The organism is Bradyrhizobium sp. IC3123 (genome assembly GCF_020193625.1).
In the GTDB taxonomy this organism is placed as follows: Bacteria; Pseudomonadota; Alphaproteobacteria; order Rhizobiales; family Xanthobacteraceae; genus Bradyrhizobium; species Bradyrhizobium yuanmingense.
Genome location: NZ_JADYVF010000024.1, coordinates 19,559 through 41,524, shown reverse-complemented (window position 1 = coordinate 41,524; position 21,966 = coordinate 19,559). Strand labels below are relative to the sequence as shown.

Sequence of the window (21,966 nt, the reverse complement as noted above, 5' to 3'; positions counted from 1 at the left end):
CGATTGCGACAGGGACGCTGAAGCAGCTGAACAGCGAGCAGGGGCTTTCAATCCTGGTCGCGGAACAGAATTCGACGGTGGCGCTGCGCTTTGCCGACCATGCTGTCGTGCTTGAGAGCGGCCGTAGCGTGCTGTCCGGCTCGTCAGTCGAATTGCACAGCCGCGACGACATCAAGGCCCTTTACCTCGGCGGTTCGCCGCAAACCGACGCCGCCGAGAAACCGCTCATCCATGCCGTTGTCGCAGTTTGACGAAACACAAGGGAGAATGACCAATGGCTAACGACAATCTTGCTCGCAAGTTCGATTCTGACATCTATTCTCGGCTGGATGCCGCGATTGATGCGACCGTAAAGGTCAATGCCGATCGCAATGATCTGGAAAGTCGCTTTCCAAGAGAAAATCTGAGGGCATTGGCGGAAGCCGGCTGGACCGGCGTGTTGAATGAATCACGCTTTGGGGGCCTCGCTCTTGGCCATGTTGATTTTGCCGAAGCCGCTTACCGGATCGGACAGGCCGATGCATCGACCGGCCTCGTCTATGTCATGCATGTCGGCGCGGCTCAGACGATCAGCCTGTTTGGTAACGACGACCAGAAGGAGCGCTGGCTCAAGGCGAACAATGGCGCCCTGCTTGGCACATATTCGACCAGCGAGCGCGCCACCGGTGGGCACTGGTGGTACAACCTCTCCGAGGCATCGCGCGAAGGCGACAATTATCTCCTCAACGCAGAAAAGTCGTTCACAACGAGTTCCGGCCAAGCTGATTTCAGCTTCGCGACAGCGTTGACGGGAACACCATCATCTTCTTCCAGTTCCGTCAGTGCCATCAAGATCATCATTTGCGGACCTGTAATGCCGAGCGCATTCGCCTGGTAGGACCGAAGATCGTCAAGGCATATGTCGATCGATCTGATCTCCCATGTGAAGCGCCTCAGTAGATCCTGACTCACGCGCAGCTCCTTCCGGAGGCGTGTCGCTAATCCAGGCAGCTTGGGTGGCATCTGATCTCAGGAGCTCCATCCTCGAAACGATTGGCTGCTGGCCGGGCTCAACAAAAGGGGACCGATCTTCGCTGATCGCTTCGACGTCCCAAGCGCCCGATCTAAAATCAATCGCCACACTCGGACGAGTTCGTTCCGGTTCGATATCTAAGAGGAGGAGCCCCGGTCCAACTTGGACTGTATCACGTCACTTCACCTAATTGTCGTAACTAAATCCGTCAAATACTTGAGAATGTCCGCAGGATTTTCGTAGATCGCGCCGCTTGTGCGCAGTTATTCTGCAGACATATCCTTGATGTCGCGAATCGTAGACAGCGAGTTCGAGCTCGGGTTGCGCAGGATGTCCTTGCCATAAGCGCCCCAAAGAACGAGACTGATCTCGCACAGCTTCATCGGGGCACGGGTCCCCACGGCCTTGCGGCGAGCCCGCCGTTTGCGGACGGTGAGCCCTTCCTCGCGGTAAAGAGAAGTGGGTGCCGATCCAGAAGGACATGGCCAAGCTCGGCATCAACTTCAAGGACAACTGGGTTATCAGTGGTCGAGACCTTCGCCGAATTGGTCGGGCTGGTTTAACTGCGGACCTCTTTGGCTAAGGGGCAGCAGGTGCAGCAGCCGCAGTTTCCTGTTGCTTCTTCAGCTCCGCGACTTTCGCCAGCACAGCCGCCCAGCGCGGCGCAGAGCGCCGCAATCGCAAATTGACGCATGAAAAATTACCCCCAAGACCGGAGGCGACTATAGGGCGAGGGACCCGAGAGCAGCAACAATTCTTTGACCGCCGCCCCCCAACGGCTTGGGGGTAGCAGGGTCGCATACCGCATAATATATAGCGGTCGAATCGCATCAAAGCAGTTGATGACGGCCCGAATCGAGGGATTGTGACAACCTGCAAAAAACGCAAGGCTTGATTCCCTAGCGTCTAACGCTAGTAATTCGTTAAGAATTGCTCGCGCGACTCGAATAGTCGCAGATCTGGGGAGGAACTATGGCAAGGCGGGTTAACGGCCCGTTAACCATAAACGACGACAGTCAGTTCGTCGACGACCAACCCATTGAAAAGAATTCGAACAGCCACTTTAACGCAGGCCTACTGCAACGAATGGTCGTGCTTGGTTGTTCTGTAGATCCGGTCCGCCGGAAAAAAGGAGGCGGTGCCCATGAGACACCGCCCCAAGTCACTGAGATGCGGACTGTTCAGCTTAGCTGGGCAGTCCGCGGCAGTGGGCGATGACCCACTCCCATTTACCGAGGCGGAACCGTGTGTAAGCGCGAACGCTTACAGGGCGGGTGCCGCCACAGTGCGGGTAGTGAAACATGCTGTTTCACCTCCTTTCCGAGATCGCGCCAGGATCGAGCCTGGCCCTCCTTCGACGAGCGAAGCCGCCGAAATCCATGTAAGTCGTGACGACTTCCACGCATCGCGGAGTGGGCGATTCGGATGCACCATCTAGCTAAATGAACGAATCGTCAGAGAGTCGCAAGGGTGGTTGGCTGCTATCCAGCTTTTTCAGTGGAAGGGCGCGGTGATTCGCGCCCAGTTACCAATGGCGAGAAGGTAACTGCGGCCGAGATCGAGAAGCTGAACAAGTAGTTGGCCACGATCTTGACAGCACTGTCCCCGACGCTGCCGGTGGTGCGGATGTGGTCTCGCAGTTTGACGGCACCTGTCGTTTATGACACGTGCGTCCCGCCCTGAGGTGGGCGCATGATTGCTGCTAAACGAGGGCCATTGCTGTGCAGCGCTACTATCTTCCGATTATCCATAACGGACAACTACAGGCGGACGATGCCGGCGAGATGTTTGGCTCAGCCGCTCTCGCGAGCCAGTACGGCGCCCGGGTCGCTCATGAGATCGGCAGCGATCCCGAGTACGATCCAGGGAGTGGCACAGTGGTAATAGTTGTCGATAGCGCCGGTGTAGAGATCGCGCGGCATGCGGTTGGCCGAGCTGCCTGGTAAACTTCCCACCGTGGGAAGTTTAGCTCAGGTCACTTTGCGGCTTGTGTGAACGACCCTGGTGCTGGCGACTCCTTTACTTCCGTTTTCGCTGTTCTCGGCCAAGCCACTCTTGGCTGCGGTGGCTCCTGTGCTGTTTCCCGAGATGCGGCAGCGCGGGGCCAAACCGGGTGACCTCGTTGCGCTTCTGGCGGCAACCGGAGCGCAGACCGAAACGATCCCGCCCTCGCTAGTCCTGATCACAATCGGCTCGGTGACCGGCGTGTCGATCTCGGCGCTCTTCACTGGCGGGTTGCTCCCGGGCGTGGTGCTCGCGGTCATGCTCGCGGCCGTGGTCTGGTGGCGATATCGCCGCGAGGACCTGTCTCACGTCAAAAGGGCGAGGGCCCGGGAGATTGGCCGCGCCTTCGTCATCGCGATACCGGCCATCGCGCTGCCTTTCGTGATCCGGACCGCGGTCGTCGAAGGCGTCGCGACTGCAACGGAGGTCTCGACCATCGGCATTCTTTATTCGGCCTGCGCGGGTCTCTTCGTCTATCGCCAGTTCGACTGGCGTCGCATCTATCCGATGCTGGTCGAGACAGCCTCGCTGTCAGGCGCGATTCTGCTCATCATCGGCGCGGCGACAGGCATGGCCTGGGCACTGACCCAATCGGGATTTTCTGCCTCTCTGGCCAAATTCATGACCAGCCTTCCCGGCGGGGTCCCCGTCTTCCTGGCCGTGACGATCGTGACTTTCGTGATCCTCGGCAGCGTGCTGGAGGGAATCCCGGCTATCGTCCTGTTCGGCCCGCTGCTGTTCCCGATCGCGCGGCAGGTCGGGGTGCACGACGTCCACTACGCGATGGTGGTCGTTCTCGCCATGGGCATCGGCCTGTTCGCGCCGCCGTTCGGCGTCGGTTACTATGCCGCCTGCGCCATCAGCCGCATCAACCCGGACGAGGGCATGAAGCCGATCGTGGGCTACATGATCGCGCTGCTGATCGGCACCCTGATCGTCGCAGCCGTGCCCTGGTTGTCGATCGGCTTCCTTTGACGAGCTCGGCAGGAGCCTCGCGGAAACCCGTGCCTCCTGCTCGGGCGAATTTCGGCAGGTAAAGGGGCAGGCCGTCGCAAGGCATATCGATCTGCTCGACCTGGCCCTTGCCAACCTCCGTCACCCGGAGCTTCTTGCCTCCGAGCGTGAAGGCACAGTTCGTCGGCTGAGGCCCAGTTTGCAATTGTTGCCGAATCTGCTGAAGTGAGACTTGTTGATCTTCGAGGACCGAAATGGTTGACGTGACCTGGCGCGCGCGATTTCGTTTGAAACCAGCGCCACCTTCGGGCAGCGTCAAGAGGTCATATTTCGCGACGACCGCCGGCTTCTTCGTGAAGATGATGCTCAAGGTCTCGTCGAGCTGATAATACCCTCCCAGTGTGAGAAAATCGGTGCCTGGCGGGAATGTGTAGGTGTAGCTCGCGGTCCCATTGAATTTCACGGCGACCTGAGCCGTGAATTTGGGGTTGTCGATGGCCGAGCCTGCGAGAGCCGTGGCCTGCACGGAACGATAGAGCCAATCCTTGATCGCCAGATTCTTTGTGAGCGAATGGTACGAAATCGTTTCGCACTCGCAGGGCAGGGCACTATCGAGGATAGGTTTTTCAGAGTCGAAATTGATCGACGCTTCAGGTATGGCTGCCCCTCATATCAAGGGTGACGCCGTTACCACCGCCGATGACCCAGTTCGAGAAGGGTGTCGTCGCCGTAGCGGGCACCTTCCGCGTCAAGCCGACACCAGGAACGATATCCGCTTCTGATTTTGGATTGAGTGTGACCGCGATCTTCCAGTTTCGTGCATTGAACAGTTCATGCGGCACCTCGCGGTCAAGCGTGCCGAGCGCATCCTGGAGCTCGCAGGCCGAATGGAGCATGATCTCCCCCATCGGCAGAGCCCAGTCCGGAGCAATGTCGGGCACGATGACGCATCCGCCGAGCCCGCCTGCCAGCACAAGCGCTAATCGCCGCGATCCTGTCACGTTCGTCCCCCTGCCTCGTTCGTTCCCCGCTGCATGCGAAATCGCTTCCCCTCGCGATCCTGCCTTATGCAGCTACCCGCTCGCACTATTGCAGGCCATCCCCCGCAATGCGCTCCTGCCGCAAAGTCACGTAACCGGCCCACCATCCGCGCCAGCGATCGACAGCGGGCCCACTTTCCAACCGATACGCAAAGACCGCCGAACCGCCACCGCTATCGATACTGCAGGTGATATCGTGTGCATTATTTTCGCTCTCTGCCTTCGGCACACAGGCTACAACCTTGTAGCCGGGCTCTGCAGCAAATCGGGATTGGTAGTTGCGGGAATGCGATGCCAGGGCGACGGGGTGATCGTCCTTGGTCTCTGAAACCGTGTAGCTTCTCTCAAGCTTGGCGGGGCCCAGGGGCGCTTTCGACGCCGTCCCGTCGACCGCAATGGTGGTGTTCGCGTCGACCACGAGATCGTCCTGAGCCACGCGCCAACACCGCTTGTCCTCGGCAATGTCATACAAAGGACTTGCGATTAGCTCCGACGCGGGGATGAAGTAATTCACACCGTTTACTTTGCGTGTCTCGCCGCCGAAGGTCCACTGGACAATGCCGCCTGCCGCGATACCCAACAGAAAGCCGTGATCTTCGAAAACCGGGCCCCCGCTGTTGCCCGGGTTCATCACAGTGTCCGTCTGCCACCGCAGTTCCTTGGGTGGGGAGCCGTGATTGCTGATCAGACCGCCCGACAAGCTCAGGTCCTGATTGAGCGGAAAGCCCAGTACGAGCACCGAAGTGCCCATCGGAGCCTGGGACGGTTTTAAGACAATGGGGATAGGGCAGCGCTTCCCGCCCGCGTCGGAAACGGGTGTGCTCAGCTGGAGCAGCGCTAGATCACGATCCGGATGGTGAAGAGAGGAGTGGGCGGACAAGTGCCTCGCGCCGTCTGGGCTCATGTCGAACCGCGCGACACTTTTGCTCTCGCTGCGGTCAGTCCAGGGGGCTGGCGATTGCCAAGGAAAAGCATCCGATCGTAACCAGCTACTGACATCGAACCAACCCTTGGGACAACCCCACGAGCCAGACGTCTCTCATACGGGGGCTGACCTCCAGTATGTCGCTCTGCTACCGCCGATTCATCCGCAGGGTGCCGATCTTGAGAGGCTCCGCCGCAAGTGCGAAGGTGAGATTTTGCTGGGACTTTTTCTCGTGGCCGCGAAGCGCTTTCATGATGGATGGGTGATCCGTCGTGAAGAGAAGCTTCTCATCGAGGCACGCCTCAACTTCCTTCTTAGGCCGCTTGTCGGATACGAGGCCGAGCATCAGGATTGGGCGGATCGTCGGCTTAACATTAATGCCGGGCGAGGTAGCTCGCGCGTCACCCATGACGGGATCCGTTTCCCAATACTTATCGGGATCGAAGAAAATCATGGGGGTCACTTCGTCGAGGGTCTTCGCGTAGTAGTTCCGCTCCACGTCCTGGTAGACCTCCCGCATGGTTCCGCCGCCGCCTCGCCCATAGACGATGCCGGCACGCGAATTGTTGACGAGGGCCTCTTCCCTTAGGCTGTTCTGAAAATACTTTGCATAGTGTGTTGCGAAGGGCATAGTCGGCTCGGCACCGTAGAGCCAGGTCGGGATAGCGAGGCTGACGGGGAGAATTTCGGGCGCCTTGGCTCGCGCCTCGAGCGCTACTTTCAGCCATCTGCGTGCGTCGTCAATGGCGCCGAGCTTTTCGTCCTTGATGGTCCAGGTGTCAGTAAAAAGGTCATCCAGAATGGGCGCCTTCGGTACAGCGCTTAAAAGGCCGATCGCTTCGTCGAGCGGACCTACGCTCTCGAACGATGAAAAAGCCACGCCCAGATGAGCGGCCTCCATCACCCCCGGCCCTCCGCCCGTGACCAAGAGAAAGTGCGCGCGGGCAAGTTCGCGCGCCAAATAAGCAATGGCTTTATAGGCCGCATGGTCTCGCGGAAAGACTGTGACCTCCCATCACGCCGACCAGCGGCCGTTGAACCGTTTTCAGAAAGATGCGTAGGGCATCGGCGATGGCTGCGTCGTGCGCGGCTTGCGCGGCGCGGACGGCGAGTGACGTTGGCACCGGCCCGCCGTCGGTTGCGAACTCACGGTAGATCGCAAAGTCCCGGGAGAGCGTGAAGCCCATGGGGTCCCATGGGTTGAAGCCTCCGAGCAACTCCTGAGCGGTGTACAGTTGGCTAGGCACAATGACGCCCATCGCAAAGCCTCCGGCGAAAATGACAAAAGTAATTCAGCGTGAGACGTTTCGACGGGCGTTATACACCCGCCGCACGTATTGCGCGAGCGTCGTATTCGTGCATGATGCGCCTCGAAGCGGGGGAGCGATCATGGTCGCGGCGGTGACAGTCAAAGCCTATGCTAGCCCGAGCTGCGTGCTCTTGACGTTCGATTGGAAAGACGGCGCCGAACACGAAGATTTCCTTGGGTTCGCCATCCAGCGCAATCCGGGTTATGGGCGCGACAGAAAGCCGCAATTCTTATTCAACAAGCTCGACTTTGTGCCCCTCGCGGAGGACGCCCGCCCAAAGGGAAGCGATAAGGCGCCGATCCAAAAGTTCAACTGGTGGGACGGCGGGATCAACCTAGACGATCAAGGCCAGACGTTCGAGTATACAGTTATTCCTGTGCTTGGCACCAGCCCAGGCGATCTGCAGCTCCAGGACGCGGCGGCCGGAAAAAGAACCGTGACGGTGCCAAGGCCCCTCGAAGGACAGATCGCCACCTACTTCAATCGCGCCGTCGTCAGCGCGCAGAGCTTTGCCAAGCAAAAGGACAAGCCGCTTGAGAAGCGGATGGATGGCTGGCCAACGGCCTGCAAAACGCCATTCCTCAAATCCTCAGCGAGAGCGACGCATTTGAATGCGCCATCTATCATCTGTCGGACGACCGGTGGATCATCCCGGCTTTCGAGGCCTTCAAAGGGCGCGGCTCGATCATCTATTTCGAGAAAGCTGACGACACCAAGTCCCGCGCCGCCGCGCATCGGATCGCGGAGGCACGACCCAACATCTCGATCCATAAGCGGGATGCCATATCCAAGCTAATGCACGATAAGTTCATCATCTTCTACCGGAAAAAGCATGAGCAGGCCGTCTTGATGGGCTCGACCAACTTTACGCCTGAAGCCCAAACGATCCAGGCCAACCTCCTTCATATCATCCATTCCCGCGAACTTGCCGCGCTTTACGCCGAGCGCGCGAACGTGCTGGCCAAAAATCTCGGCAAGAAAGATATGGACCCGCCGGACTGGAACGACGTCACGGACGTCGACGGCACCGAAATGCGCGTCTTCTTTTTGCCCGAGCCCGGCGAAAGCCGAAAGTTTCTCGACACGGTGACCGAGGCGGTCAAGAACGCGAAGTCCTCCGTGCTGTTCTGCATGTACACGGCCTCCGACAAGGATCTCATGGAGGCAATCTTTGCCAAGGGAGACTCGTCGAAGCACTTGATCTACGGGCTTCTCAACAGCATCGATGATCCCGACAAGCCGACCAAAAAGGGCGAGAAGCGCAAGCTTCCGGAGATCGCCGCGACCATTTTCCATCGCTCGCAGAATAACCCGGACACACTTCCCTACGCCGCTTTTAGCGCCAATGCGCCACGCGGCTTCCTGCCCGAGCTCAAGACCATCGATACCTCACCGTTTGATGCCTCCGCCGCAAAAGGCAAAGCAAAACCGGCAAAGAAAGCCACAAAGAAGAAATCGAGTGGCCCGCCGCCTATCCACGTGCATCACAAATTCATCGTGATCGATGGGGATACGGAGACGCCCACCATTTACACGGGCTCGCCGAACTTCAGCAAGGCATCGGAAAACTCAAACGACGAGAATGTCCTTGAGATCAAGGGCAACACGCATCTGGCCCAAGCCTATGTTGCCGAGTTGATGCGCCTCTACAATCACTACCGTGCCCGCGCGATCTGGAACAAGACCCACGAAAAGACAGGCACGAAACCGAAGCCGGGCTCGGAGGCCGATCCTCTTGTCCTCAAGCAAACGCGGGATGAGTGGGTGAAAGACGCCTATAAGAAAGGCACAAAGGCCGCTCTCGCCAGGGAGCGCGGCTTATAGGGGCGCTCTGATGTTTTCGTTTCTCAGACGTTGCTTGAATTTTGTTTTTTGTACTCGAACAAACCATTTCCGATCGAACCTATTCAATTGCAATCATGGCCCAGACCCCACGATCCTCAGCCCTTCTCCGTCTTTCCAAACGCTATACCATCATCGCTGTCGCGGCCTGGACCATCGCCGGCGCTGTGATCGCCGGGGTCTGGAAGGTCTACGAGTTTCAGACCGAGCAGGCCCGGCTCCTTAGTGAATCGCTTGCGAAGCAGGCCGAAGTCATTGCCGAGCGCGACGAGGCACGCAGCCAGGCCGCGCTGACCCGAAGGATCGAGGCGCAGAAGCCCTTCTTGCAGAAGAAGCTCGATCTCTTCTTCGAGACCATTCAGCAGGCTCAGCGCCTGACAGAGTGGGAGCTCGACCCTAAAGATGAAACCTGGAAGCAGGCGACCAAGCGCTTTTGGGAATTGCGTTGGGGCGAATTGGAGATGGTAGGCGATGCCGGCGTCCGGAACGCCGCGCGGCTTGTCGGCCAGCAGATCACAGAGACGGAGGAATTTCCAAGCCGCGACAGGCACGATCTCCGTTGGGCGGTTGAGTGCTTGGCGGACGAGCTTCGCTTTGCCATCGAGCACGCGTGGGGAATCGATCGAAATGCCACGCGCGAGAGCGTGCTGCGCGGGGAGGGAGCCACCGGTAAGCTTCCCAATGGCTGTGTCGCTGGCAACCGCGATCCCATCCGCCCGGCCGGCATGCAACCCCTCAAGGCAAAGGGAAACCTTCACCAAGTACGGTCGCCCCAAACTGAATAGGGCCGGTCTGTTGCAAACGTCTGGAGCACTACATGATTCTTCGCCGATCTGTCCTGTTCGCCCTCGTCTTGTTGCTCGGCACAGCGCCGACGGCCCACGCGCGTGACATCCGAATTGCGACATGGAATCTGGGCTGGCATCTCAGCCAGGTCGAGGCGAAGGAGTGGATTCGTGATTGCGGTCAACCTTTCGCCCTCAATCCAGCGAGTGGATTGTTTGAACCCTCGACGGCAGGGGCCACCAAGCCGGGCTGGGAGCTCAAATGGGGACGAAACGCAAAGATCAAATGGGACATCGCGGCAAAGCCGCCATGCGACGTTTACCAGGCCAATTTCAAGATCGTGCCGGTGACCGAAGCCGCCTACCAAAAGCGCTCGCAGCAACTCCAGGATTTCATCCGAACGAACCTCGATCCTGACATCATCACTTTTCAGGAGGTTAGCGGCGCCACCGCCGTTCGCGAGGTTCTGCCCAACAACGGTGCTGATTACGAGATTTGTTCGTTCGACACGTTCAAGGTCCAGCGGCTCGCGATTGCTTGGAAAAAGAACCTCGGGACGGGCTCCGATTGTGGGGTCGTTGCGCCCCTATCACTCCCGGATCTAGCCGCCGTAGATCAGGTGCGCCCGGGCTTATCACTGACGCTGCAGATCGATGGCAAGCCGTTGCGTGTTATGACCGTGCATCTCAAATCCTCCTGCGTCAGCCCGCTCGAAGACCGCGGCAAGCTTGACGGCGGGGGCGATGCGTGTGCCATCCTGCAGAAACAGGTGCGCCCGTTGGAGGATTGGCTGGAAGCGAGCTCTGCCAGCATGCCGGTCGTTCTGATGGGAGACTTCAACCGCAATCTGTCGCACGAGAAAAATTCGATCGGAAAATCAGATATTCGCTCGGACGGAAGCGATCCCGCTTCCTCCCTTCCGAGTGGCGTCCTCGTTCGCAGCCTCTATGGCGAGGTCAATGATGGGGCCCCCACTTCCAGCGCCCTTTCCCATCTGGAGCCGGAATGCCCGGTCAACCCTGTCGCTAAGCAACTCTGCGAACGCTCGAAGCGTGAGCTCTTCGATCAAGAGGCCGTCAAGCCGCTGACAAAGGCCGATAGCCTTGGCTGCCGCAATCCCCTGGGCCTTGATCAGATGCTCGTGAGCGCGAGCCTTTCGATTCCAGATCCTGCCATCAAGGTTGCGATCGGGCGCTTCGGCGGGACGCGCCCGGCAGGCCAAGGCCATCCGGATCCTTTGCTGGCCATTTCAGATCATTGTCCCTCCAAAGCGACGCTTCGTTTCTAGTGCAAGGGCGACTGAGCCGATCCAAAAATGCCTCGCCCGGTTAGTCCGGGCGGGGCATTACCTTGCGCAGGAGCCGGCCGCGATCTTGCGGCAGCGTCGCACCACGATCATGCGAGCTTCGCAGGATGGACGCACTGATTCCGTTAAGGAGCGTCAGTCGCAAGCAACCGAGGGCGCGTTGTCGTGCTTGAGGTGTCGCTTTCGGACATTGTAACTCACCAGCCAGATCACGCCGACTGCGATCGGCACGAAGGCTGCGGTCAGGAACGAGGGCTCTACTCGCAGTCCGACGTCATGCGCGCCCTTGGCAAGATAGCTAAACAAGCTGACCACATAATATCCTATCGCTCCGACCGACAATCCTTCGACCGTGCACTGCAGCCGAAGTTGCTGTCTGGCGCGCTCGTTGATAGCCTGCAACAGGTCACGATGTTGTCGTTCGATTTCGACGTCGACACGGGTTCGCAACAGATCGGCGGCACGCGCGAGCTTGACCGACAGAGCCGCCTGACGATCCTCTACGGTCGCGCAGGTTCGCATTGCGGGCGCCATGCGGCGCGCCAGAAACGACGACCAGGTTGGATAACCCGAGACATCGTTGCCTTCAATGATGGACAGTCGCGATTGGACCAGCTCGTTGTAGGCTCTGCTGGCGCCGAAGCGAAACAGGCTGCCGGTCGCGCCTTTTTCGAAGCAGGCGGCCAGCGCCGTCAACTCGGCAAGCAGATGGTTGTTGAACTGCAGCCCCTCACCGCTTTGCATTTTTTCGAGCGCCTCAACAAGACGGCGGTCGATGCGATCAACGGAAGGTGCAAGCTCAAGGGCGGCCGACAGGCCAAGCAGCGCCAGTGGACGGTAGGTCTCGATCTCCAGGAGCCGTTGCACCAGCGCTCCGAGATCCTGCGACGTCAATCCGAGGTCGCAGACGAGGATTTTCGTAAAGCCTTTTTCGTCTACGCGGAAGTCTGAGGCGGCAACGCCTGCGCCGTTCTTTGTGGCAACCATGGCCAGGCTGTTCTTGTCAAAAACCTGTTCGGCGCGCCTGGTCGGCGAGGCGTCCTGCTCCACTTCTAGCCTGATCGCGACCAGCAACTGTCCGGTCTGACGCAACGCGCGGATCAGCGATCGGACGGTACCATCAACTTTGTCAAATCGGTCTGCGGCGGAAACATTTTGTTACTCCAGATCCAGGTAAATGTTGTGAATTCCGAATGCTGCTCCCAACGTAGCGTAGCGGTCCCGATGACAATCTGATGAAGTTTCGCCGATTGCTCAGGTGGCGGAAGATTGCGCTCGAGGCAAAAATCGATAAAGCGGCAGCGATCGCTTGTGGCCGCCTCACCCTGCGCAAGAAAAGCCAAGTGGATCACGCTGAATGGCGAATCAAGGCGCGTGAAAGGGCGTGCGTGCACTTCGCCGAGCACGGCGTCGCGTTGCGGATGTGGCGTGAAGGTTCGCAGATCCAATTCATCGACCATGTATTGACATCTCTCTTCAGGGTGAGCAAGCAACCGTCAGCCGCGCGAGGCCGTGGCAAGCAGGAGCGTCTTCCGTTCCCCCGGCGGGGTGCAGACAGGCAACCTCCGGTGCGGCAACCACACTGTCGATTGACAGATCGAGGCCCAAACACGACTCCCATCTTGCTGCCGCCGCCCTGACGCGGAGAGGCGGTGCAGGATTTGGGCCAGCACTGCAGAAGGGGCACGCTTGTGTCCTTTGGCGCAATGTGGCTTTCGAAGACAGTTGGAGGCGGGTTTCAGACATGAAGCGCGCGCTTGTATTCTGATAGGATGCGTACGTGGCGCAGGCCACAGGAAATTGCCTGCTTCGCACGGTGATCGCTCGCCAGGCGGCTGAGACGCCATGCTGTGGACGGATTTGTCCATGCAGAGACCGGCGACTGACCGCGCCCGGACCAGCCGGGCAAGGCTTGGCCGATGGGCTGATAACGTCACGTCGCGTGAGGATGACGTGATCACGCAGCCGGAGCGCACGCTGTCATAGTCTTTTGAGGTGACATTCAGGGCAGTGCAAGCGCCGCGGCTCGACCGCAGTGAGACAGATACGTGGCGAATGTCGTGAGCGATCGACCGAATAGCGGCGGATCACAAGTACGGCCGACTCGACTTGGCGGGCGTATTGCTCAAGTGCGCTCGCGGAGGTTTTGATCCGTCTGTCGCCACGCGGCCGAGAGCCAATCTCGGTCAAACTCGCTCGCCGGTCTTTGCAGGACGCGAGGATCGCCACGTTCTCGTTGATGTCAGCTCTGTTTCGGATCGAGCGCACGAAGCGGCCTCTTCGATGGGTGGATCTGGCCGAAGGCCGGCTAAGCAGCCTCGATCGCCTATGGCGCAACAGCGGCGTCACAACGCTCATCCCCTGCCGGCTGCGCCGTCATTCCTCGCCAAACAAGAAAGTTCCTCCTCTGCTGTCGAGCCCCTGCGGGGTGCGCCGTCGATCACCTCCGGCCTGTCGATCACCATCGAGGCCGCAAGGTGCGGGCTCGGAAAACAGAGATCAAGGAGAACTACCATGGCGACCATCGGCACCTTCAAGACGACCGGCAACAACGAGTCCGGGCGCTCTATCTGCCAAAGGAATGGACGGACGACCCCGCTCGCCTGAAAGCCGCGCATGTCCCGAGCGATGGGCTTTGCTACGAAGCCCAAGATCGCGCGTCGAATGGTCGCTCCGCGATCGCCGCAAAGGTGCCGTTCTCGTTCGTAACGGCGGACAGCGTGTATGGCACAGGTGAGATCGAAACCCTGCTGCGCAAGGCGGGAAAAGGCTATGTTCTGGGCGTTGCTTCCAATCACGTGTTCCGTTCATGGGGCAAGCAGCAGCCGGTCGCCGGCACCGCCTCCGCGATCGCGCAGAGCCTTCCCAAGAAGTGGCCTGGCACCGCTCCGCCTCCGGCGAAGGGACCAAAGGTCCGCGCTGGCACTTGGCCGATCTCGACGCTGGTGAATACAACGACGACCTTGCCGGAGAATGGACGGGGGGTCTTCTGATCCGTCGCAACGTTACTGACGCCAGCTTGGCCTTCTCCACATGGTGCCCCAAGGGCAGGTCCATGCAGAAGCTGGCGTCGGTGGAAGGCCATCGCTGGGCTATAGAGGACAGCTTCGAAACCGCCAAGAACGAGCTCGGCCTTGACCACAACGAAAGCCGCTCCTGGCATGGCTGGCATCGCCATGTCTCACTCGTCATGCTGGCCTTCGCCATGATGGCCGTCATCCGTCATCGAGCCAACACTGGACCATCGCTCAAAAAATGCGACCGCGGCCTCGACCGAAGCATCGCTCTTGATCCGCTTGTCGATCCGGGAAATCCGCCCCATCGCCATGAAGCTTCCCCAGCGACTCATCTCGCACGCCTACGTCCTCGCATGGTCGTCCTGGCGTAGGGCTCATCAGGCCAACGCGCGCAAAGCCCATCTCAGGCAAAAATTGCAACTGTAATGCTAGTTAGGGCACCCGACGGAACACAGCAAGACCGAGTCGTCGTTCTCAGGGGGCAAATACAGCAGTGCCATTAGCCCACTACAAAAATAAAAAACATAAGTCCAGAACGCACAGACAATTACGCGTTCCGGTCAATCAACCGGCCCTAACGAAGAACATTGGGTTCCAAGCTAGATTGATCCGCTCAGCTTCTTGGTCATCCAGGGACGACTCTAAGTTGACCCCACCGGCTCATATCATGCGGCAAAGCCGGGGGCCGACTTCCTCGAAGCCGTTGCGCAGATAGAAGTCGAGGGTGCGCTTCCATTTCGGCTGCCACGGTGCTCCGACCTCCAGCCGCTTCCATCCTCGCGCGCGTCCTTCGGACAGAGCGACCGCGATCAGATGAGGCGCAATGCCCTGCGATCTCATGTCGGGGCGAACATAGAGCTCCGAGATTTCTCCAAACTTGCCGCCCGCGTAGATCGCAGTGCATTCGTTTAGAACCATGACGCCAACCGGCTCGTTGTCTCCGCAAGCGATCACCGCGACGACGCTGACATCCGCAAGAACTGCCGCCGCGCTTTGCGTGACGATTTCGATCCCCGGGGCCATCCGGCGCAAGAGCTCGACTTGGAGAGCATAAACGAAGCCGGCGACGGTTCCGGCATCTGTGACTTCAGCGCGGCGTGTGGATATGACCGGCATCTTTCTTTCTGCTCCGCATCGGAATTGAATCACTCTGCGCCACGAGCGTCAGCGTGACATTTGTGATCCGCTAGACAGACAAGGCTAGCTGAGATTCCCGAACACCTCGAACCAGAGCCGATTGGAGCACTTTCCAATCAGCTGATCTCTGCTGTGGGTCTTGGTTGTATGAAAACGCCTGATGACCCGCGATTTCGGCTGTCAATCAGCGTCCACAACTGAATTTCGATCCAACCGATGGCTTTCACGTCGCAGGGTTTCATCACGAAGCTAAAGCGCGCCTCTCCAAGATAGGATCATGATCATCGCGAACTTCATTGTCGAAACGGTCCTTCAAGCGGCTGCTGACCTTGTGCCGACAATCCAATGAGACGATCACGCATTCCAGGTCAAAAGGCCGATGGATGTCGTCACCTAGAAGGAAACCGTTCAGAGGTGTATGCACCCCACCGCATTTTGACCCTCGGGAACCGAGCTCAATCGCTCTGTGACGGCAGTCTATGGATATTGGCCATCTCCTTCCTCGATGCTGAATCCTTTACCAGTCACGATGTTTGGAGACCAGCTCTCTGGAATGGTAGCCATGGATCCCTCCCGCCAGAAGGATCGCTGGGTTAGGATTCGACAGCCAATGACAGGATCCTCTCGGTCGTCGAGAGCGATCGGGTCGAGACGATAACTCCACTCCTTAGCTCCGCGGCAAAGTCGATTTGCACCGGAACCGCCTCGCTTGGTGCGCTCTTGCTACAAAACAAGGCCCGCGCGCAGGTTCGCAGCACGCGTCGGGGAGTTGCCGTCAGGCCAGTACGCCGCGCCGATCAAGAGTTGCTCGATCGTGTTGAGATTTTCGACGATGAACTCGGCTTGCCGGTCGGGCCGCCTTGACACCGACATCCTCGGCGGGATGTACCGCGTCCACAAAGAAGCGGTCAGGCCACGAGCTGCTGGAGTGTTGCAATCTCTTCCTGTCGCTCGCGGAAGGAGGGCTCGCGGACCAGGTCCAGGCGCTGCTAGTCGGTACATCTTCTTCGGCTGCGGAGCCTCGCCATTGCCCGTTCGTATCTAGCTTCACTGGTGCCCGAACCCGGGAGACCACGTCGCTTGGCTTGGTCAGGCGATGAGCGCGTTGCTTGCCGCGGCTTCATGCTGCCATGAGTTTCGCGAGCCGCGTCAACGCTTCGCGCTCTTGGTGGCGATTCACGTGCGCAATTTGACCTGGTCAAATGTCCAAGCCTTGAATAGCTTTGCCGGGCCAGGAATTTCGCCCCGAGCTGCCGCTGCCTGTATAGCTCTCTTGTTCTCGCCTGTTATTTGGGCGACATCTTCGACCTTGACGCGTTCGGATGTCCCGTTCATCGGTTCTTCGCGCCAATCACGGGGCCGATTAACTGTCTGATGACTTCGGGGCGGGTAAGATTTGGTTGCTTTTGCTGGCGCTTCAATCGTGTCCGCTTGTCGGTGTGTATGTCTGAATCCCGACACGAAGTCGCACATGATCGGCCGTCGCGGCACGATGCATTGATTTTCTCTTCCTCAAGCAAGTCTCGCACAGATACTTTTGCGGCATGCTGATTGCAGGGAGACGATAAAGGACCGTTTCGGCAATAGTGGTCTCTCGGTCAACGACGCAGGAGAGATGAAAGTTCTCGATCGTATGCAAATTGATACTAAAAACTGCCCCGGGTAAGGCACCTCCCCAATTGAAGCGCTTTGTTCAGCGCGTGTCGGCCGCAGATCATGTCGTTCACGCAAACTAGCGAAGCTGCACAGGAGTTCTGATGAGCTCTACGCAAGCAATTCGTGAACGCCTGCGCGACGCCGGCGCGTCGTTTGCGGCAAACGACAATATCGCAGAATATCTGCTGCCTGGTGACATTGATGTGATCCAAGCCGAGGTCGAGCAGCACGTGCACGCTGTGCTTGAGGCCATGGTTATCGACACCAGCCGCGACCACAACACCAAAGCGACCGCGAAGCGCGCAAATTTGTGCGCCTTGCCAACTGGATCATGTCGCGCCCGCACATCCAGGAGGAGGCCGCTGTTATGCTGGCGGACGAACTGGAACGCCGTATCCTGCCGAAGGGATTGGCCGTCATCGTTAGGGCGCAGCACCAATGCATGATCTAGCGTGGTGTTCGCTAGACTGACACCATCATGATAACCAGCATCATGCGCGTGCTTTCCGCGACGACAAAATATCGCGCAGCGAATTTATGGCACTGATCAAGGATCAACCGTGACCTACCTATCGACGAAGACATACGGTCATGAAACCGGACTATCCGCTACATTTCGCCAGTGGCGCGCGCTGTCACACTGTCGTCTGCTGCACGGTTACTCGTTGTCATTTCGCTTCGAGTTCGAGGCCGACACCCTAGACGACAAGAATTGGGTCGTTGATTTTGGCGGCCTCAAAGAGCTGAAAGCGATCCTCGAACACACATTTGACCATAAGACCGTCGTAGCTGCGGACAATCCGGAGCTTGAATGGTTCCAGGAAGCGGCGCGGCGTGGCGGATATCGTTGTGCTACCTGCTGTCGGCTGCGAAAAGTTTGCCGAGCACGTCTACGGCATCGCGAGCAAGTGGCTGCTGACAGAGCGACTTGCTCCGCGTTGCCGGCTTGCATCTGTCGAAGTCAAAGAGCACGGTGCGAACAGCGCGATCTATCGGGGAACGAGCCGTGCTGCCGGTCAACGAGATCTTTGAAAGTATCCAGAGCGAAGCCTGCAAGAGCGGCACGCCGTCAGTGTTCCTGCGGCTACAGGCCTGCCCAGTTGGTTGCCTCTGGTGCGACAGCAAGCGCAGATGGAAGGCAGATCCAGCATGTCAAGTGCCGATAGCCGAGATCACGGGATCGAGGACGCCACCCGGGGCTAGGATGTCGCCGGAGGAAATATTGCTCGCCGTGCAGGGGTTTAGGGCTCGGCATGTCGTGATCACGGGTGGCGAGCCCGCAGCGTACGACTTTCAGCCATTGACGACGCTACTTATCAAGTCTGGCTTCTCGGTGCAGGTGAAGACATCGGGACCCATGCCATTCAGGTGCACCCCTGCACGTGGGTGACCATCAGCCCGAAAGTTGGCACGCCCCGTTGTTTTGGATGAACCGCTGCGGCGTGGCAACGAGATCAAACATTGCGTGGGCAAGCCTGCCGATATCGAGAAGCTCCTGGCCCTCAACATCCCTCGTGAGTTCATGCCGATAATATGGCTGCAGCCCTTGAGCCAAAGCCGCAAGGCGACGAAGCTTTGCATTCAGGAGGCGACTGCGTGCGACTGGCGTGTCAGCATTCAGACGCACAAGTTGCTCGGCGTGGGGTAAGCAACCCTGCGCGTCAAAGCGTTCTGCGGCTTCACCTTAGAGACGATCATGAATTGCGTCCTCTAAGTCTGAACTCAATGAAGGGAAAGCGGCATTCATCGCAGGCTTCTTTGCCGTTGTTCGCCATTGCCAAGCGGGCCTGATTTCAACTCTTCACATTCTAAGCGAATCCTCTCAATGACCGATTTCACATCCGAAGCCGCGCTGGTTCTATTTTCTGAGCGGTCAGGATTCCGCCACCTGCCTCGCTTGGGCGCTGTCGCGCTTTGCCCGGGTTGAGACCGTCGGCTTTGCCTATGGACAACGCCATGCGATCGAGCTGGCCTGCTGCGATCAGTTGCTGAACGGACTGAAGAAGCTGCGCGTAGACTGGGCGAGCAAGCTCGGCGACAACCATACGCTTGAGATCCCCACACTGGCTGCGATATCAAAGACTGCACTGACCGGCGAGGTCGCGATCGAGATAGGCGCGGAGGGGATGGCCGCGGCGCGACAGTTGAAGAATGAGACTGTCCGCAATTTCTGCCTGAACGAATTTGAGCGCTTTTCGTTCGGCTACCGAGCCGACGGCACTGCGCCGATCCAAAACAAGGTAGGCGCCGGTGTTTAATCGCCTCCTGGCCGCTCCCGCGCACGATCTCCACGTCAGGCAGATCATGGATGAGGGCAGGGTGTTGCTCGTAAACCTGTCAAAGGGGCGGATCGGCGAGGACAGCTCGTCCCTTCTTGGCGGCTTGCTTGTGACGACGCTCGGACTTGCCGCTTTCAGTCGGGCTGAATTGCCGGCGCGTGAGCGACCAGACTTCTACGTCTACATTGATGAGTTTCAAAACTTCACCACTCTCGGGATGGCAAATATGTTCTCGGGGTTGCGCAAATATCGCGTCGGCTGCACTGTCGCACATCACTATCGTCATCGGTTAGAACCGGATGTGCGCGATGCGGTGCTCGGAAATGCCGGATCGATTATCTCCTTCAGAGTTGGTGCTGAAGATGCGCAACACCTTGCTCGCGAGTTTCTGGGAACGTTCGAGGAAGCCGATCTCCTGCAACTGCCGAACTATAGGATTTTATCTGAAGCTCATGATCGACGGGACGCCGTCGCGGCCATCTAGTGCCGGTACGCTTGAGCCCGGCGTCCTAGATTAAGACACCGCCGTTGATTAGTAAGTCTCGGCGCGTCGAGCTTCTTGCAAACCCGGCGCGGGGGGATAGCGCCCCAGGATCATCGTCTCCGGCTCATTCCGCGCTGGCACTGACCCGCTCCCCCAAGCGGAACCTCTCCTACTTTCAGCTATCGCTTCGGTGGCGACGCCGCTAATATTTCAATTTTCGGCACCTTCGGGACAAGGCTCTTTGCAAAATCGCGCGAGAGATCTCCCCATATTCCTTTTGCAGGCGGCAGACAGGATACTATCGAGCAGGGCGCAGCCGGTTTTCAGGCTTTCCTGTTCTGCCGCTGGTTCGACAGCCTGAGCGAAAACAACAGGAGCCATTCCGCGCCGATGTGCACTGCAGCAACGGTAGCCATGCGTCGAGTAGAGGCATCTCACGTTTCGGATCTCGACAAGCTATCAATGAACGTTCCAGGGGCGACATCAAGGTGATCTGGATCATGGATTTTGAGAGCGGTCTGGCCGGGGGTTGGCAACGATCTCTTTAAGATGAGCTGTCCCCAATCTCCTGAGAAAGCGAGTTGTCTTTAGGGCTGCGGCCCGCTTTATCGACGCACAGCAAGCGTTGCTTTTTGTTCTTTACTGTCGCGCAGTCCGTTATTGGCATACTGGCCCGCCGTACATCGGCTGCCAATGCGGGCGAACACGAAAAAAAAGATGATTGCGGAGCTACAAAGGTACGAGAACCATCTCTGCTTTTGAATTGACTGCCGACGATTCATCCGGACTCATCTTTCCGCAAAGAGAAGGCATGAAGGCTGCTCGCAACTCGGCAACTGCCCTCCGTGGGCGGTTCGCCCGGAGGCAGCGGCGCCGCGCAGCCTACGCGTTGCAGGCTTTCATCGTGCATCGATTAGGTTAGCTATAAGACTTATGCGCTTGCAGACCAATTCACTCAAACTTGTAGGACACCTCTAAGAAGGTACCCCATCGCTCCATGCTGTACTTTGCGAGTGCAGGGATCTGGATGAACGTGCCTCGGTCGCTGCAGCCGCTGCAGTTGAATGTGACATCGCTGTCATTCTTGGTCCACATTGCCCAGTACCGAGTGCCGACGCCGATACTGAAATTTCTGCCGAGGAGGTACGACAGCGTTCCTTCGATCTGTACGCCCCCCACCTTGCCTGCACTGATCGTAGAAAGTTGTTTCAGGACGGAGGAGATGGTTATCACGACCGGTGAAGTCGGTCCATGGCAGGTAAGCAACATCTGCGCTCACGGCGCTCAAACAGCATAGTCTCGGCGTTAAGCCCGACGCGCAGCGCATCCCAATTGGCACCTTGAGTACCGATGATTTGCTGGGCCGGAACCGCGCATGCCCCGTATGGCGAGGCTGTCTGCACGCATGCGATCGAATCCGACTTTTGGCCGAAGTAAGTGCCACTGATAAATGCGCCCAGCTTGTAGGTGCTACCGCACATAAAGTCGTAACCGACATCGGCGGTGTAGTACGTGAACCTTCCGTTGGCCTGATCTCACAGAGTGTTGCATAGGCCGTACTGCCGATGCTCGAATCCTCGTTCATTCTTCCCTTGTTGAAGCGTCCGAGCCAACGTTGCCCTTCAGGAATATCCCCCAGGACTATCAAGCCGTGCGAACAGCTCGCCGGAAATGCCGTCCAAGCCATGATAGGTGAGCGTGGAATTGGGGATGCCGCTATCTCCGGATATCGGCGGCTGATTCGTGTAGTCCCACTGGAATGTGCCTCTGCTGAGCCAGACCCGCGAGCCCCTTCGAACGACCAGTCGCCCGTATCGAAAACAGGCTTTATTGTTTTGGCGGCCGCTCGTCCCGGATAGACCGATGCGTCGAACCATTCCGCCCCGCTCGCGTCGCCGCCGAAATGGTGATTCAATCTGATCTTTCCGATGTGACAGTTGCTGGACAAGCTGGTTGTCCTGGCGGCAATGTCGGCGGGGCGGGGAACTGCACCGTCGGCGGGGTCGCCAGACGCGTCCCCATCGAAGCCCATGTAGTCGTACTCGAATTTGACACACCAAGCAGGTGTAAGCGCTTGCTCAAAGCGACTCCGACGACGGTCCAGCCGAAGCGACTATAATCGAACTGCGTTGTATGCTGCAGGAAGCCGCAAAGCGCCCCTCGAATTCGTTGTTATGTTGCCTCGGTTATGTTGCCAGGCTGCCCGCCCTGATG

The 21,966-nt window shown here is 58.5% G+C and carries 18 protein-coding genes and 5 pseudogenes; 16 read left to right on the top strand and 7 right to left on the bottom strand.

Features of this window, described 5'->3' with window-relative positions; all coding sequences use genetic code 11:
* Positions 1-17 precede the first annotated feature (17 nt).
* The 4 genes and pseudogenes from I6F20_RS36295 to I6F20_RS36285 form a co-directional block, all read left to right on the top strand.
* Positions 18-251 (top strand): annotated as a pseudogene (locus I6F20_RS36295) (ABC transporter ATP-binding protein); the annotation flags it as partial.
* Between the two features lie 23 nt (positions 252-274).
* On the top strand, positions 275-877 hold the full coding sequence (locus tag I6F20_RS36290; RefSeq protein ID WP_225131106.1) for an acyl-CoA dehydrogenase family protein: 603 nt from the start codon (positions 275-277) through the stop codon (positions 875-877).
* A 1,856-nt stretch (positions 878-2,733) separates the two neighbouring features.
* Positions 2,734-2,958, top strand: coding sequence for a DUF6894 family protein (locus I6F20_RS38575; protein WP_463671691.1), 225 nt, complete (start codon positions 2,734-2,736; stop codon positions 2,956-2,958).
* 109 nt (positions 2,959-3,067) lie between these two features.
* Positions 3,068-3,991 (top strand): annotated as a pseudogene (locus I6F20_RS36285) (TRAP transporter large permease subunit); the annotation flags it as partial.
* A gap of 629 nt (positions 3,992-4,620) precedes the next feature.
* On the opposite strand, the gene I6F20_RS36280 reads toward I6F20_RS36285, so the two are convergent.
* The 4 genes from I6F20_RS36280 to I6F20_RS36265 all read right to left on the bottom strand — a co-directional run bounded on the left by I6F20_RS36280 (position 4,621) and on the right by I6F20_RS36265 (position 7,194).
* Positions 4,621-4,911, bottom strand: a complete 291-nt coding sequence (locus tag I6F20_RS36280) for a hypothetical protein (protein WP_225131104.1) — start codon at positions 4,909-4,911, stop codon at positions 4,621-4,623.
* Between the two features lie 145 nt (positions 4,912-5,056).
* The gene (locus I6F20_RS36275; protein ID WP_225131102.1) at positions 5,057-5,914 is read right to left on the bottom strand and encodes a S1 family peptidase; all 858 of its coding nucleotides are present in this window, start codon (positions 5,912-5,914) and stop codon (positions 5,057-5,059) included.
* A 169-nt stretch (positions 5,915-6,083) separates the two neighbouring features.
* Complete coding sequence (locus I6F20_RS36270) at positions 6,084-6,839, bottom strand: hypothetical protein (RefSeq protein ID WP_225131100.1); 756 nt, start codon at positions 6,837-6,839, stop codon at positions 6,084-6,086.
* 70 nt (positions 6,840-6,909) lie between these two features.
* Entirely contained in the window at positions 6,910-7,194 is a 285-nt protein-coding gene (locus I6F20_RS36265; RefSeq protein WP_225131098.1) for a hypothetical protein, read from the bottom strand.
* A gap of 603 nt (positions 7,195-7,797) precedes the next feature.
* Between I6F20_RS36265 and I6F20_RS36260 the strand changes: the two genes are divergently transcribed.
* The 3 genes from I6F20_RS36260 to I6F20_RS36250 all read left to right on the top strand — a co-directional run bounded on the left by I6F20_RS36260 (position 7,798) and on the right by I6F20_RS36250 (position 11,161).
* Positions 7,798-9,069 (top strand): phospholipase D-like domain-containing protein, encoded by a 1,272-nt coding sequence (locus I6F20_RS36260; RefSeq protein WP_306469184.1) that lies wholly within the window; start codon positions 7,798-7,800, stop codon positions 9,067-9,069.
* A gap of 95 nt (positions 9,070-9,164) precedes the next feature.
* Positions 9,165-9,872, top strand: a complete 708-nt coding sequence (locus I6F20_RS36255) for a hypothetical protein (RefSeq protein WP_225131095.1) — start codon at positions 9,165-9,167, stop codon at positions 9,870-9,872.
* 32 nt (positions 9,873-9,904) lie between these two features.
* Positions 9,905-11,161: an endonuclease/exonuclease/phosphatase family protein gene (locus tag I6F20_RS36250; RefSeq protein WP_225131093.1), complete on the top strand. Its 1,257-nt coding sequence runs from the start codon at positions 9,905-9,907 to the stop codon at positions 11,159-11,161.
* 153 nt (positions 11,162-11,314) lie between these two features.
* Here the strand turns inward: I6F20_RS36250 and I6F20_RS36245 are convergent.
* A pseudogene (locus I6F20_RS36245) lies at positions 11,315-12,639 on the bottom strand (DUF3422 family protein).
* Between the two features lie 1,017 nt (positions 12,640-13,656).
* Between I6F20_RS36245 and I6F20_RS38570 the strand changes: the two are divergent.
* Positions 13,657-14,172 (top strand): transposase, encoded by a 516-nt coding sequence (locus tag I6F20_RS38570; protein ID WP_463671690.1) that lies wholly within the window; start codon positions 13,657-13,659, stop codon positions 14,170-14,172.
* Positions 14,106-14,567: a transposase gene (locus tag I6F20_RS38565; RefSeq protein ID WP_463671689.1), complete on the top strand. Its 462-nt coding sequence runs from the start codon at positions 14,106-14,108 to the stop codon at positions 14,565-14,567. The genes I6F20_RS38570 and I6F20_RS38565 overlap by 67 nt, the downstream gene beginning before the upstream one ends.
* Positions 14,568-14,856: 289 nt before the next feature.
* On the opposite strand, the gene I6F20_RS36235 is transcribed toward I6F20_RS38565, so the two are convergent.
* Complete coding sequence (locus tag I6F20_RS36235; RefSeq protein WP_225143497.1) at positions 14,857-15,312, bottom strand: GNAT family N-acetyltransferase; 456 nt, start codon at positions 15,310-15,312, stop codon at positions 14,857-14,859.
* Between the two features lie 744 nt (positions 15,313-16,056).
* The gene (locus I6F20_RS36230) at positions 16,057-16,200 is read right to left on the bottom strand and encodes a hypothetical protein (protein WP_225131078.1); all 144 of its coding nucleotides are present in this window, start codon (positions 16,198-16,200) and stop codon (positions 16,057-16,059) included.
* 1,120 nt (positions 16,201-17,320) lie between these two features.
* Here I6F20_RS36230 and I6F20_RS36225 point away from each other — a divergent pair.
* The 7 genes and pseudogenes from I6F20_RS36225 (at position 17,321) to I6F20_RS36195 (ending at position 19,752) form a co-directional block, all read left to right on the top strand.
* Entirely contained in the window at positions 17,321-17,440 is a 120-nt protein-coding gene (locus tag I6F20_RS36225) for a GTP cyclohydrolase I (protein ID WP_249782202.1), read from the top strand.
* A gap of 109 nt (positions 17,441-17,549) precedes the next feature.
* Positions 17,550-17,807: pseudogene (locus I6F20_RS38285) on the top strand (6-pyruvoyl trahydropterin synthase family protein); the annotation flags it as partial.
* A 16-nt stretch (positions 17,808-17,823) separates the two neighbouring features.
* Positions 17,824-18,021 (top strand): hypothetical protein, encoded by a 198-nt coding sequence (locus I6F20_RS36215; protein ID WP_225131124.1) that lies wholly within the window; start codon positions 17,824-17,826, stop codon positions 18,019-18,021.
* Positions 17,963-18,379 (top strand): radical SAM protein, encoded by a 417-nt coding sequence (locus tag I6F20_RS38560; RefSeq protein WP_368736808.1) that lies wholly within the window; start codon positions 17,963-17,965, stop codon positions 18,377-18,379. Before I6F20_RS36215 ends, I6F20_RS38560 begins: the two co-directional genes overlap by 59 nt.
* Positions 18,380-18,394: 15 nt before the next feature.
* Entirely contained in the window at positions 18,395-18,637 is a 243-nt protein-coding gene (locus tag I6F20_RS36205) for a hypothetical protein (RefSeq protein WP_225131055.1), read from the top strand.
* A 177-nt stretch (positions 18,638-18,814) separates the two neighbouring features.
* Positions 18,815-19,118 (top strand): annotated as a pseudogene (locus tag I6F20_RS36200) (7-cyano-7-deazaguanine synthase); the annotation flags it as partial.
* 121 nt (positions 19,119-19,239) lie between these two features.
* Positions 19,240-19,752, top strand: coding sequence for a type IV secretory system conjugative DNA transfer family protein (locus I6F20_RS36195; RefSeq protein ID WP_225131052.1), 513 nt, complete (start codon positions 19,240-19,242; stop codon positions 19,750-19,752).
* Positions 19,753-21,966: the final 2,214 nt, after the last annotated feature.